General features: G+C 73.0%; 11 protein-coding genes. 4 read left to right on the top strand and 7 right to left on the bottom strand.

The annotated features are described in order from the left end of the window. Positions 1-142: 142 nt before the first annotated feature. The 3 genes from FRADC12_RS10935 to FRADC12_RS10925 form a co-directional block, all read right to left on the bottom strand. A complete protein-coding gene (locus FRADC12_RS10935; RefSeq protein WP_045876569.1) occupies positions 143-1,411 on the bottom strand; it encodes a hypothetical protein in 1,269 nt (422 codons plus the stop codon). Between the two features lie 342 nt (positions 1,412-1,753). Next, positions 1,754-3,082, bottom strand: a complete 1,329-nt coding sequence (locus FRADC12_RS10930) for a cryptochrome/photolyase family protein (RefSeq protein ID WP_045876568.1) — start codon at positions 3,080-3,082, stop codon at positions 1,754-1,756. Then, positions 3,076-4,548 carry a DUF2867 domain-containing protein gene (locus FRADC12_RS10925; protein ID WP_232303725.1) on the bottom strand — a complete coding sequence of 491 codons (1,473 nt, stop codon included), beginning with the start codon at positions 4,546-4,548 and terminating at the stop codon, positions 3,076-3,078. Before FRADC12_RS10925 ends, FRADC12_RS10930 begins: the two co-directional genes overlap by 7 nt. A gap of 158 nt (positions 4,549-4,706) precedes the next feature. Here FRADC12_RS10925 and FRADC12_RS32170 point away from each other — a divergent pair, with 158 nt between their 5' ends. After that, positions 4,707-5,000 (top strand): EAL domain-containing protein, encoded by a 294-nt coding sequence (locus tag FRADC12_RS32170; protein ID WP_045876566.1) that lies wholly within the window; start codon positions 4,707-4,709, stop codon positions 4,998-5,000. Between the two features lie 136 nt (positions 5,001-5,136). Here FRADC12_RS32170 and FRADC12_RS10915 read toward each other — a convergent pair whose 3' ends face one another. From FRADC12_RS10915 to FRADC12_RS28330, 3 genes are all read right to left on the bottom strand, one after another. Beyond that, positions 5,137-6,336: an aminoglycoside phosphotransferase gene (locus FRADC12_RS10915; protein ID WP_045876565.1), complete on the bottom strand. Its 1,200-nt coding sequence runs from the start codon at positions 6,334-6,336 to the stop codon at positions 5,137-5,139. Further along, on the bottom strand, positions 6,329-7,636 hold the full coding sequence (locus FRADC12_RS10910) for a nucleotide disphospho-sugar-binding domain-containing protein (RefSeq protein ID WP_045876564.1): 1,308 nt from the start codon (positions 7,634-7,636) through the stop codon (positions 6,329-6,331). The genes FRADC12_RS10915 and FRADC12_RS10910 overlap by 8 nt, the downstream gene beginning before the upstream one ends. A gap of 158 nt (positions 7,637-7,794) precedes the next feature. Continuing rightward, a complete protein-coding gene (locus FRADC12_RS28330) occupies positions 7,795-9,138 on the bottom strand; it encodes a bifunctional DedA family/phosphatase PAP2 family protein (RefSeq protein ID WP_084010585.1) in 1,344 nt (447 codons plus the stop codon). 499 nt (positions 9,139-9,637) lie between these two features. On the opposite strand from FRADC12_RS28330, the gene FRADC12_RS10900 reads away from it, so the two are divergent. Together FRADC12_RS10900 and FRADC12_RS28325 are read left to right on the top strand one after the other, a co-directional pair. After that, on the top strand, positions 9,638-10,318 hold the full coding sequence (locus FRADC12_RS10900; protein WP_045876563.1) for an HAD family hydrolase: 681 nt from the start codon (positions 9,638-9,640) through the stop codon (positions 10,316-10,318). Positions 10,319-10,598: 280 nt separating this feature from the next. Continuing rightward, positions 10,599-11,522 carry a pyridoxamine 5'-phosphate oxidase family protein gene (locus FRADC12_RS28325; RefSeq protein ID WP_052710836.1) on the top strand — a complete coding sequence of 308 codons (924 nt, stop codon included), beginning with the start codon at positions 10,599-10,601 and terminating at the stop codon, positions 11,520-11,522. Here the strand turns inward: FRADC12_RS28325 and FRADC12_RS10890 are convergent. Further along, on the bottom strand, positions 11,503-11,877 hold the full coding sequence (locus tag FRADC12_RS10890; RefSeq protein WP_045879412.1) for a Zn-ribbon domain-containing OB-fold protein: 375 nt from the start codon (positions 11,875-11,877) through the stop codon (positions 11,503-11,505). The genes FRADC12_RS28325 and FRADC12_RS10890 overlap by 20 nt on opposite strands. A 152-nt stretch (positions 11,878-12,029) precedes the next feature. Here FRADC12_RS10890 and FRADC12_RS10885 point away from each other — a divergent pair, with 152 nt between their 5' ends. Further along, the gene (locus FRADC12_RS10885; RefSeq protein WP_045876562.1) at positions 12,030-13,232 is read left to right on the top strand and encodes a thiolase family protein; all 1,203 of its coding nucleotides are present in this window, start codon (positions 12,030-12,032) and stop codon (positions 13,230-13,232) included. Positions 13,233-13,237: the final 5 nt, after the last annotated feature.

Here is a 13,237-nt window from a genome sequence, read left to right as displayed (position 1 = left end):
TCCGATGGTCGCGAAACGGCTGCGAGCCCGGCCCCGGGAGCGCCAAGACGGCGATCAAGCTCGGCGAAACCGGCCGGCCGAACGGGGCCAAGCCAGTCGCGGCCAGTTCTGACGCCCGCTCACGGCCAAGTCGGCCGGCCTGTCACATGGCCTTGGACGGCACGATGGCGTAGCCGAGGACTCGGATGTTCCAGCCCGCGAGGTCGGTGTCGGTCAGGCCCGCGCCCCGGCCGGCGGCCCGCAGGAAGCGCACCACGTCCGTCGACTTGACCAGCATCGCGTAAAGGCGGGTCGTGATCCCGGGGTATCCGCCGTAGCTCAGGTTGTAGGGCGGGACCGTGAAGCAGTTCTGGTTGGTCGTCGCCAGGTCGTCGCCGGGGTAGTAACGCCCGTTACCCCGGTTGTGATCGTTGGTGGAGTCGCTCGTGCTCGGATCGGCCCAGGCGGCGAGGACGAGCCGCGTGTCGCGCGGAACCGGTGCGCTGAGCCGGCCGCCGAAGGCCAGCGACGGATGCCAGGCCGGGTAGAAGGTGTAGCGCAGCTCGGTGAGCCGGGGACCGGCCGCGTCGCCTCCCGGGCCGGCCACCACGTCGGCCTTCGTCGCCAGCGGCAGGGAGTAGCAGCCGCCGGCGACAGGGGCGGCGCCGGGCGTGGCCGGGCTCTGGTCGACGCGCGGCGGGCCGAGGCCGCCGACCGGCCACGCGGCGCCGGGACCGCCTGGCCCCAGCGGCGGGGCCTGGCCCGGGAGAAGCCGCTCGGGGCCGCCGGGTGCCGTGGCGGTATCCGTCGGCACCGGTGTCGTGGGGGCGGCCACGTCGCCGCGCATCGCGAAGTAGGTGATCAGCGCGGCGCCCGCGCTCGCCAGGAGGGCGACGCCGATGGTCAGCGAGACCGATCGCCAGAGCCCGGCTCCCACCAGTCCTGACCGGGTCCACCGACCGGCACCCCGGCGGCCGTCGGTCGCCGCGGTCGGGTCGGCGTCCGCGGGCCAGTGGGCGCCTGCCCGTGCGAACCCGTTGCCGGCTGCCACCGTCCGCGCGGCGGCGTCCGGGTCGCCAGCCACCGGGCTGAAACCCGTCGGACGATCTCCGGATTCGGCCGTCTGGGCCTCGTCATCGGTGGCCGGCGCGGCCCCGTTTCGATCGGAGCGGGCCCGGACCCGTCGCCAGGCCGCCAGCCAGTCCTCGCGCCGGTACGGGTCGTAGGCCTCGACGATCAGGGTGAGGGTCTTCGCCGTCAGCCGCCGGCGCTCGTTGCGGACGTCGTTGACCGTCGTCTTGGACAGCCCCGTCCGCCGCTCCACGGCCCGGTCGTAGGAGTCGCCCAGCAGGGCGAGCACGGCGACCCGCAGCTCCTCCTCGGTCGAGACCGACGCGGGGTCTGGCGCCGGATCCACCTTCGGCTCCGTCATCAGGTCGCGCTCCTTCAGGTCGGGTCAGGCGGGGCGCCGCCGCCGCGGGCACGACGCCGACCGGTCGCCTTGCCCGCTTCTGGCGAGCACGTGGAGTACCCGTCGCGGGGGATTCTCCCAGTCTGACCGGCGAAACAGGACGGGACGGGACAGCCGGGACGTCGTGTCGCCGCAAGGGGCGTTGTCCCAGCGTGGCGGGTGGATAACCTGCCTTCGCGGCACGGGGGGCCGGTGGTGGCCGGTCACCGACCTCGGGAGTCTCGGGGTCGGTGGCCGGCCATGCGGGATCCAGTCGTCACAGCGCGGGCGAGTATGGGCCGTGACGACGACCACGCGAGCGGGTCAGAGTCGCTCCGCGCCCAGCCGTTCCGCCAGGCCAGGCAGCGGCTGCGGGTAGCCGGGCGCGGCCCGGTCGCCGTCAGTCAGCCGCCACGGTCGATGGACAGCGCGCCCCGCCAGGCCTGCCAGCTCCGGCACGTGCCGTCGCACGTAGACGCCGTTGGGGTCGAACCGCTCGGCCTGGCGCAGGGGGTTCAGGACGCGCCCCGGCCGGGTGCCGGTGCCGGCGACCCACTGCCAGTTCAGGCTGTTGTTCGCCGCGTCCGCGTCGAGCAGATGTTCGGTGTAGTGGGCGGCGCCGGTGCGCCAGTCGAGGCCGAGAGTCTTCGTGAGGAAGCTCGCGGTGATCATCCGAGCCCGGTTGGGCAGCCAGCCCTCGGCCAGCAGCTGACGCATGCCGGCGTCGACGATGGGGATGCCGGTGTGGCCGGAGCGCCACGCGTCCAGCGCCATCGGATCGTCGCGCCAGGTGCGCCGCGCGGCGCGGTAGTCCTCGTGCGCCGCGTCCGGTCGGGCGGCCAGGAGCTGGTGGAAGAAGTCCCGCCAGGCGAGCTGGCGCACGAAGGCGCGGGCCGGCCCGCTCGTCCCGGCCCGGGTCGCGAGCTCCAGCGCCGACAGGCAGCCCAGGTGCAGGTAGGGCGACAGCCGGGACGTGGCGTCCGCCGGGAGCTGGTCCCGGCGGACGTCGTAGTCGTCGATGCTCTGGCTCAGCCAGTTCTCGGCCCGCGCCCGGCCCGCGGTCTCACCGCCCGGAAACCCGCCGTCGCCGGCTGGCCCGTCGGTGGGTGGCAGCTTGCCCGGGTCGACGGCCGGTAGCCGGATTCGATGTGGAGGCGGGACGACCCGCCGCCAGCCGGCCGCCTCCCACCGCCGGTGGTAGGCGCCGAAGACGGCGTAGTGGTCCCGGCCGGCCGGGGTCACCCGGCCTGGCCCAACCACGGCGTGGGCCTCGTCGTGGCAGCGCAGCGTTCGCCCGCGCTCCGCCAGCGCCGAGTTCAGCGCCTCCTCGCGCCGCTGTGCGTACCCCGAGCAGTCCGCGGCCAGGTGCACCGTGCCGGCGTTGACCTCGTCCGCGATCCGGCAGACCTGCTCGACCGGGTGGCCGGCCCGGACCACCAGGCGCCCGCCCAGCCCCCGCACTGACCGGTCGAGATCGGCGAGGCTCTCGGCGAGGAAGCGCTGCCGGCCGCCGGCGGCGAAGGCGGGCCGCGCCATCGCCGGGTCCAGTACGAACAGCGGCACCGTGTGCTCGGCCTCGGCGACGGCCGCGGCGAGCATGGGGTTGTCGTGCACCCGCAGGTCCCGGGTGAACACGGCGAGCGTCGTCACCACGGCTGGCCCACGGGCGCCGGCTGCTCGGCCGCCGCGGCGATGGTGCGCGCCATCCGGCCCAGGACGACGCCGCGCACCGGCGCGAAGGACTTCCAGCAGACCTGGCCGAGGAGGCCATGCGGCTCGAAGATCGCGCGTTGCCGATAGACGGATCCCTGGGCGGCGGGGGCTGCTGAGAGTTCGAGCCAGGCCTGGCCCGGCAGGCGAAGCCGCGCGCGCAGCCGGAGCCGGCGTGGTCGTTCGACGTCCTCGACGCGCCAGCCGGCCAGGGCGGTGTCGGCGCTCCCGGCCGGCCGGAGCACCCGGCGGCGCAAGGCCTCGGCGTACCGGGCGAGGCGGCCGGAGCCGGTCGAGGCTGGCCAGGCGGTGGGGATGGCGCGACGGCCGTTCTCGGTGCCGACGGCCTCGATGACCCGCCACAGCCGGGCCGGCTCCGCCGCCGTGGCCAGCTCGCGCACGTCCTGGTAGACGGTCCCGCCGGACCAGTCCGGATCGGTCGGCAGCGGGTCCGACGGCGAGAACGGACGGGCTCGCGGTGCAGTGGCGCGGGCCCACCGCGACGGCACGTCGGCCTGTCTGGTCCGCGCCAGCGCCAGCGTGACCGCCTCGTCGTAGCCGGTCAGGCCGCGGGCCGGGTCGGGGACGTAGGCGGCGAGGTCGTGGTCGCGGCAGACGACCTCGTGGACGAGTGAGGAGATCAGCGGGACGGCGATGCTGCGCGGCACCGGCGTGACGAGGTTGACCCACTGGGCCGACAACCACGGCGTGAGCAGCGGGACGGGAACCACGACGCGGCGGGGCAGGCCGGCGACCGCCGCGTAGCGGCACATCATCTCCCAGTACGTCAGAACCTCGGGACCTCCGATGTCAAAGCCGCGGTTGACTTCGGCCGGTACCAGTTCGGCGGTTCGGGTCAGGTAATAGAGCACGTCACGGATGGCGATGGGCTGAACACGCGACCGTACCCAGCGTGGCGTGACCATGGCTGGGAGCCGTTCGGTGAGGTAACGAAGCATCTCGAAGCTGGCGGATCCCGAGCCGATCACCACGGCGGCCCGCAGCACCACCGTGGGCACCCCGGAGCCGAGCAGCTTCAGCCCGACCTCCTCGCGCGAGGCGAGGTGCGCGGACAGCCGCTGCCCGGCCGGGCTGATCCCGCCGAGGTAGATGATCCGCCGCACCCCGGCCCGCCGGGCGGCCAGCGCGACCGTGCGGGCCGCGGCCCGGTCGCGCTCGACGAAGTCGCGCTGGTGCAGGGAGTGCACGAGGTAGTAGAGGACGTCCTGGCCCGCCAGGGCGGCGGCCACCTGGCCCGGGTCGCCGACGTCGGCCCTGACCAGTTCGACCTGGTCCAGCCACGGCACCCCGGCCAGCCGGGCCGGGCTGCGCGCGGCGGCCCGCACCGTATGCCCCCTGGCGAGCAGCTCGGGGATGAGCCGGCTTCCGATGTATCCGGTCGCACCCACGACGACGCATCTCATTCCACAGTGCTTCCCGCCGCTGGTTGTTTCGACCACGCCGGGCAGTGGCTCGAGCCTTATGGCCGGGATGTCGTCCCACGGATCCGTCGACCGGGCGTGCGGTCGCGCGCGCCGTCGACGCGATCCCCAGCATTCCCCCTGGGATGAAGCTGGCGGTCAATGCCTCGCCGAGCACCGTCGCCACCGCGCTGGCCGATCTCGTCCGGGGAGTGCCCCATCGCGATCGCCTGATCATCGAGATAACCGAGCACGAGAACCACACCGCCGGGCCGGGCACCCTGCGTGCCGTCAGCCACCTGCGCGAGCCGCCCGACGCGGACACCGCGATCACCAGGGTGCCGGGCCGAAGCCGGGGAAGGAGCTCGTTGCTGGCGAGCTCGGCCACCGCCCGCCCGCCCGCCGCCCGCAGCCGGGCCGCGACGACCCCGCCCGCGTAGTGCGACGAGCCCATCCCGAGCAACAGGATCGGCCGGTCGGTGTCGACCCCGGCCCACAGGCCGCTGACCTGGGCGGACAGCTCGCGCAGCCGGGCCGGCTTCGCCTCCAGGTCCGCGCGGAACAGCTCGGCGTCCGTCAGGCTTCCTCATGGCCGGCGGCTGGCGCTTGTCCGGCGGCCGGGCCGAACCGGCGCCGCAGCGCGCCCTCCGGTACGTAACGCCAGCGCGGCAGATGACCATCGGCGTAGGCAAGCTCGCGGCACAGCTGCTGCCAGCCGTAGGCCTCCAGCAACGACTCGTCCAACAGCTCACCCCGCCCGGCCGAGGCGAGGCTGGCCCGGTAGCCGTAGAGGAACTCGGCCTGGACGCAGGCGGTCCACGCGGCGGCCGCGGCGTCGGGAACCTCGGGAGCGTAACGACGGACCACGTGCCCGACGTTCTCCAGAGACATGAGCATCCCGGCGATGTCGAGCGCGGCCGGCTGCGGCGCGCTGCGCTGCTGTGGGGTCAGCGTCGGGTTGCCGTCGAAGTCGATCACGAACAGCGGGCCGCCGGGCGCGCGCAGCAGCTGGCCGACGTGAAAGTCGCCGTGGGCCGCGACGAGCGGTGTCCCAGCGGCCCTGCCGAGTGGGCCCAGCGCCGCCGCGATCGTGTCGCGGTGCGCGTCCAACAGCGGCGAGCGCGTCTGGCCCAGCAGTTCCTCTGCCGCCGCCAGCCAGGCCAGCGCCTCGCGGGGGGAGGCTGTCGCGGCGGGCTGGTCGGCCAGGGCCAGGTGCATCGCGGCGGTGAGCGCACCCAGCTCCGCACCGAAGGGCTGGCCCACCCTCCCGGCGCCGTCGCCGCTGCCGCGCGGAGCTGGCGGCGTGGCAGGCGGACCTGAGGCCGCGAGCGCGCGCCGGGCCTCGTCGACGCACCAGGTCCAGCCGTCCTCCGCGCCGGGAACGAGATCGTTGACGGTCGCGACAGGCACCCAGTGCCCGTCCGGCGTGCGCCACTCGACCATTCCCCACAGCGCCGGCGTCTGGCCGAACCCGGCCTCGACGAGCCGGCGCAACCGGTCCGGCTGTGGCCCGACCAGCGGTTCGGTCGTCCACTTGACGACGGCGGCTTCGCCGATGATCCAGGACTCGTTGGTCTGGTCGGCCGCCACCCTCCGCTCGGTCGCCTCGAACGGCCGGCTCACCCCGCGGAGGATCCTGAAGCCGTCCGGAACAGCCCCGCCCGAGCCCAACAGCGTAAGCAGGGCGATTCCCGCACCGGAACCGCTCGGCCGGGCCCGCCAGGCGCCATCGACGAGCTCGACGACCAGCGGCAGCGTCGGGGACCCGTCAGCCACGGGCGGCGATGTGATCCAGCCCGACCCGCTCGATGAGGCCGGCGCCGGTACGCAGCCCGTCCCGGCCCCGGATCGCCGCGCCGACGGCGTCCAGCCTCGCCCGCAGCGCCGTGTCGGCGAACAGCCGGTCGACCGCGCCGGTCAGCTCGTCGTCGGCGAAGCCATAGGTCGACAGCCGGATGCCGTAGCTACGCTCGTCGACCCGCTGTGCGTTGTCGTACTGGTCCCAGAACAGCGGCAGCAGGATCATCGGCTTGCCGAAGTGTAGGCACTCGGTCGTTGTGTTGTTGCCGCCGTGAGTGATCACCAGGTCGACCTCCGGGATGATCGTCGTCTGTGGCAGCATCGCCGCGCCGACCATGTTCGGGCCGAGCTTGAGCTCCTCGGCCCGGGGGCCCAGGCTGACGATCAGCTTGTGCCGGGTGGTGGCCAGCACGTCGATGAGCCGCTGCATCAGGCCGACGTCCGCGCTGCCGAGCGAGCCGAGCGACAGGTACACCAGCGCCGAATCGGGGTCGCGGGTGACGAACTGGCCCGGCAGGTCGTAGGCGTCGTCGGTCTCGCGGACGCTTGAGTCGAGCCGGTGCCAGGTGGCATCGAGCGGCCGGGCGTCCGTGTAGTCGAGCTCCGCTGGGTAGACGTACAGGTTCGCGTGCGCCGAGGTCTCGATGTAGTCCCGCTTGGCCAGCGGCTTCGCGCCCTGAGCCTGCACCCACTCGTTGAACTGCGCCCACATCGCCTGATGCGTCCGGTCGAACTCAGCGAGGAACGCGTCCCATTGTGACCGGTCGTCCTCGGGGTAGCCGGCGAACGCTGGCGCGATGTCGTCGCCGCGTACCTCGAGCGGGTTGCAGGACACGATGCGCACGAACGCGCCGGCAGCGGTGGTGAGCGCCGGAAAGGCGATCACGTTGTCCTCGACCAGCACGTCTGGCTGATGCTCGGCGATGATCGCCTTGAGTTGCGCCTCGCAGTACTTCGCGCCATCGATGAGCGCCTGGTAGGTGGGCGCGACGAACGTCTCCAGCTGCTCGATCGTCGGCTTGCGGAACTCCGGCGCCGTCTCGTTGATGAAGTCGATCCAGAACTGCCCGGCGACCTCCTCGCCTGCGCCCGCCGCAGGCGGCGCCAGGTCGACGAGCGCCTCGACGAACCCGTACGGCGCGAGCTTGCCCTCCCAGGACCGCTCCGCGGCGAAGACGACGGTGTGACCCCGGTCGAGCAGCACCTTGCCCAGCCCGATGCACTGGTTGGTCGGGCCGTAGGCCGACTCAGGCATGAACAGCACGGTGAGGGGCATCGAACGTCCTCGCTAGCCGGGCGAACGGGGCGCGACGTCGCTGTCGCGGGCGCCCGGACTCTAGCAAAACCGTGTTTCCGCCCAGGTCAGCCCAATTCGGGGCCTTCAATCAGGGCAGGGTTCCGTCCCACCGAGGCGGCCCGGGTCCGTCGGCGGGCTCAGGGTGCGGGGCTGACGACCTGTGGCTCGGGGGCGGCCTCCGCGGGCACCAGGCGGTTGGCCGACCTCCGGAGCCGGACCAGCCGGACCAGCGTGTAGACCGTCGTGGCGAGGGCCAGCCACCCGACGCCGAGGGACCAGCCACCGGCGACGTCGCTGGGCCAGTGGACGCCGAGATACACCCGGGACACCCCGACCGCGGCCGCGAGCACCGCCGCCACCAGGCTGACGAGCACTGTAGCCAGCCTCGATGCCGGCAGCAGCCGGAGCAGTAGCAGGCCGGCCAGTCCGTAGGCGATCGTCGCCAGGGTCGTGTGGCCGGACGGGAACGAGTAGCCATCCGCTCCGGTGAGCCAGAGCCCCCTGGGCGGCCGCGGCCGGGCGACGGCGTGGCTGATCGCCAGCCGGACGCCCTGGCCGGCCCCGAGCAACGCGACCGAGCACAGCGGCAGCACCCGGTTCCGGGCTCGCCATGCCACCAGCCCGCCGAGCACGACGACGACCCCGTAGGCGACTGGCCAGGCGCCCAGGGTGGTGATCCCGCGGGCCACCGGCGTCAGCCAGGCCCGTTGGTAGCCGATGACGTCGTGCAGCAGCCTGGAGTCGGAGCTCGCCGCCCCGGTCGGGCCCTGGGCGTCCTGGACGAGGCCGGCGAGCAGCCAGCCGCCGGCCGTGAGCATCAGCACCGAGGCGGTCAGCCACCGGTCGGGCAGCTTGTAACGGTGCCGCGCGAGCCAGGACTGCACCCGCTGCGACTTGCGGGCGATCTGGTGGAGCACGACCAGCACGATCAGCGCGAGCAGCCCGCCGGAGATCAGGCTCACCTGGTGCTCGGCCGCCTTGTAGCTGGCGCCCGCGATGTAGCCGATCAGCGCGGACATCGTCACCCAGGCGAGGCCGCCGACGAGGTTGTACGGCAGGAAGGTCCGGTAGGGCAGCCGGCTGGTGCCGGCGAGCCCGGGCACGAGCGCGCGCAGCGCGGCGGTGAACCGCCCGATCAGCACGGCCCAGCCGCCGCGGCGGCGCAGCAGCGCCCGGCCCTGCTCGACGTGCTCCGGCTTGACCAGCCGCTTGGGCAGCCGCGCGAGCACCCAGTCCCCGTAGCGGGCGCCGACCTCGTAGCCGATGCTGTCACCGATCACGGCGCCCAGCGTCCCGACGACGATGACCAGCCATAGCGGCAGCTTGTGGGCGTGGGCGAGCACCCCGGCCACGATGATCGCGATCTCGCCCGGGAACACGACGCCGACGAAGATCGACGCCTCCGCCGCCGGCAGCGCGAATGCCACCAGCAGGACCAGCCAGGGCGGCAGGTTGATCAGCCCGTCGACGATCTTGCTCACCCGGCTTGGCCACCTCTCGCGTCTCGGCTCGCCCCGCATCCGGCCGCGGGCCGCGCCCTCCCGCGCGGCACGCCCTGCCTTGCGGGCGCCCGTTCGGCGTCGCCTCCAACGGCCGTCGGAACGGACTCTCACCGGCGGTGGGGGTCGTTCGCGGGGCGGGCCGGAGGCGTCGCCCCAGCCTGCCACATGCCAGTGACGGTGCGATCTACTACAAACTACTACGTTGCGGGAACAGGCCGAGGTCGGTCGTCTTCCGGTGTTGGTGGCGCAAGACAGAAGCGGAGAAAATTTCTTCGCTTCTGTCTTTTGGTATCTGCGCGGCCGTCGCCGTCCTAGCCGTCCTCGCCGCGGTCGCCGCGGTCGCCCACCCTCGCGGACCCGAACCGCCGCGTGGAGGCCCGAAGCCCGTCCGCCGGGGCGGCGCGAAGCCGAAAAGTGGTCGACGGCGACCGGCGGGGTCTGGTCAGATCGAGTTGTGCCGGCTTCGGGTGATACGCGCATGACGTTGGTCTTCGACGCTGACGACACGCTCTGGTCCAACAACATCAGGTTTGAGCGGGTCATCCACGACTACCTGGACTGGCTGGCCCATCCGACGCTGGACCGCGATGCGCTGTACGCCCTGCTCCTGGACATCGAGGCGGCGAACACGGTCGCGCACGGCTACGGCACGAAGGTCTTCCTGCGTAGTCTGCATGACCTGTTCGAGCGGCTTCGGGAGCGCCCGGCCGACGAGCGGGAGCGCCGAGAGATCGCCGAGCTCGCCGTGGCGCTGGCGGACCACCGGGTGGAGCCGATGCCCGGGGTGGCCGAGACGCTGCGCGAGCTCGGCGGCCGGCACCGGCTCGCGCTGCTCACCAAGGGCAACCCGGAGGAGCAGCAGGGCAAGATCGACGCCTCCGGCCTGGCCGGGTTCTTCGAGCTCGGTACCCACATCGTCCGGGAGAAGCACGTCGGCGCCTACCGCGGGCTCGCCGAGCGGCTCGCGCTGGACCCGACGACCACATGGATGATCGGAAACTCGCCGAAGTCCGACATTCTCCCCGCGCGGGCGGCCGGCTGGCGAGCGGTGCACATCCCCGACGAGAACGGCTGGGCGCTGGAGCACGCCGACCTCGACCCCGCCGACGCCGGTGTGCTGCGCCTCGGTTCTTTCCCGGATCTGCTGGGCCATTTCTGACGCCGTCCGGCGGCGACTCGACGGCGGACCTCGCCGCTCGCGCCGGGAGTGGCGCGCGGGCGGGCGGGGAGCCGGCGAGGCCTGGAAAATCCAGCGGGTGTGACCAGTTCGAAAGTTGCTCTCGCGTGGGCATAACTGTGCGATGGATCGCCTTGCTCTCTACAGATGCTCATCCCAAGGCGCGGCGGGGTGTGCGCCTGGGGGGACGGTCAGTCGTGCCGAGCGGGTCCGACCTGGCCTGAGCCAGGCAACACCGGACACCTGACCACAGGAGCCGGACATGGCCACTCTGCACCCGCCGCTGCCAGCGGCCACCCGCCGACGCCGCTTCCGCCTTGGGATCGCGCTGCTGGTCAGCTGCGTGGCGCTCGTCGCCTGGATCGTCGACCTGTCCGTCAGCCTGCCGATGCACTATGAGACTCAGGGCTGGCGACTGGCGTGGACCGGCTACGACGTCGCGGAGCTGGGCGCGCTGGCAACGACCGCTTACAGCGCGCTACGGGACCGCTGGACCCTCATCCCCGCCTCCGTCGTCACCGCGACTCTGCTGCTTTGTGACGCCTGGTTCGACATGGCCCTGTCCAGCGGAACCGATGACTTCCTGCTCAGCATCGCGACGGCGACACTCGTCGAGATCCCCACGGCCACCGTGCTCGGCCTGGTCGCCTGGCGGCTCACCCGGCGGCTGCGAGACAACGGGGCCGATCCCTCCGCGGAGCCGTCGGCGGCCCTGGATGTCGCGCTACGCGATGCGGCATTCGGAGCCGAGCTACGCGCGATCCTGGACGGGCCGAGTGTCGCCATGCTGGCCATGGTCGGCCCGGACGGCGAGCCGCACTCGCGCGCGGTCGGGCTACGGCGGGAAGGCGACGCGCTCCTGCTGTCGATCGTCGCTCCGCGCCAGCCGGCTGGAGATCTGGCGAAGGAGGCCCCGGTGAGCGTTTCCGTCTTCGATCTCACCAACCCGCGTACCGCGGTCGAGATCCGCGGGATCGCCCGGCTGCTCGCCGACGGGGAACGATCCGGGCCGGTGGCCCTGGTGCGCGGCGAGGCCGGGCCCGGGGCGGCGCCCACCCAGCTCGCGTGCGCCCCAGGACCGTCGGCGGTGGCCGAGCCAGCGGAGCTCGACGAGGCGTCGGAGCCCGCCGCGGTCCGACTCGTCGCCAGGCTCTTCCCGACCGCGGTTACTCGGCTGGCTTCCTGACCTCGGCGCGGAACACGGGGACACCAGAATCGCCGAGCTGGTCGAACGCGGCGCGCACCGCCATGCCAACCGCCACGTCCGCAGGCGCACCTCCGACGATGTTGGCCACGATCCGCAGGTCCTCCTGCTCCGCGAGCTCAACGACAGCTACGACGTAGGGCACCGGCAATGTCGGGTGGAAGGCGTGGTGATTGACCGTGAAGGTGAAGACCGTCCCGGCGCCGCTCACCGGCTCGACCGCCAGCGCTCCTCCGCAGGAGGAGCAGCGCGCGGCCTCCGGATGGGTCCAGCGCCGGCAGGCCGCGCAGCGCTGAATCATCAACGGGTGGCCCGCGTCGACTGACGACGTGGTCATGAGACCTCCGAGCTGCGTTGCCGGGCCGTCGGTGGGGTTGGCCACCGGCTCTCCCGACCGTAGGGCCCGCGGTCGGCCCGGCGGCGGGGTGGGCGTGTGATCCAGAATGCTTCGGGCGACGAGGGCGCACGCCGGGCCATAGCGTCGCCCGTATGACGGGAGTTCCGGAGCGGGGCGCCATCATCTCGGGCATCGGGATCTCGCGGATCGGCCGGCGCACCGGCATCCCCGGCCTCGACCTGACGGCGGAGGCGTCCCGGCAGGCGATCGCCGACGCGGGGCTGCGACCCGAGGACATCGACGGTGTCGCCACGCTGGGGGACACACCGGTCAAGGCGGCCTGCGGCGTTCTCGGCCTGGCGCCGACCTACCTCGGCGGCGGCATCGACACCGGCGGCCTGCTCTCGCCGGTCATGTCGGCCGTCCAGGCGGTCGGCAGCGGACAGGCCCGGCACGTGCTGGTCTACCGCACAGTCCAGATGATCGGCGGTGCGATCCTCCCCGACGGCGCGGCGCCCCATCTCGAAGGCGCGGGCCTGGACCCCGCTCCCGGGGGCGACGCGGCAGGGCCGGTTTTCCCAGCCCGGGACGGCCTTGCCGGTGGGATGGCTGAGCTGATGAATGCCCACGCGTACTCGGCCGCGAACTGGCTGGCGATGCACTGCCGCCGGCACATGCACCTTTATGGCACGACCAAAGAGCAGCTTGGCGCCCTGGCCGTCAACAGCCGACGCAACGCCGGGCTCAACCCGTCGGCCGTCTTCCGGACCCCGATCACGCTGGACGACTATCTGTCCGCCCGGCTCATCTCCGAGCCGTTCGGCCTGCTGGACTGCGACGTGCCCATCGACGGCTCGATCGCGCTGGTCGTGTCCACGGCGGACCATCAGACCGCCTGCGACCACCCCGTCCAGGTCGAGGCGATGGGCGGCTCGACCGGCCCCGGCGGCTGGTACCTGCGGGCCGACTACCCCAGGATGGCATCCTCTGACGCCGCGGCCGAGCTGTGGTCGCGGACAGACCTCAGACCAGGCGACGTCGACTTCGCCCAGCTCTACGACGGCTTCACCTTCCTGGCCCTGGCCTGGCTCGAAGCCTTCGGGTTCTGCGGCGAGGGCGAGTCCGGCCCCTTCGTCGCGGGCCCCGGGCGGATCGCGCTGGAAGGCTCGTTCCCGATCAACACCTACGGTGGCCAGCTGTCAGCCGGCCGGATGCACGGCTACTGGATCGTCCACGAGGCCTGCCTGCAGCTGCGCGGCCAGGCGGGCGAACGCCAGCTCACCCGGCGCGAGGTGGCCGCCGTCGGCGCCGGCGGCGGCCCCATCGCGGGCGCACTGCTTCTTTCGGCCCGCTGAGCCCG

The organism is Pseudofrankia sp. DC12, from assembly GCF_000966285.1.
In the GTDB taxonomy this organism is placed as follows: domain Bacteria; phylum Actinomycetota; class Actinomycetes; order Frankiales; family Frankiaceae; genus Pseudofrankia.
This window is presented reverse-complemented; position numbering and strand designations above follow the sequence as displayed.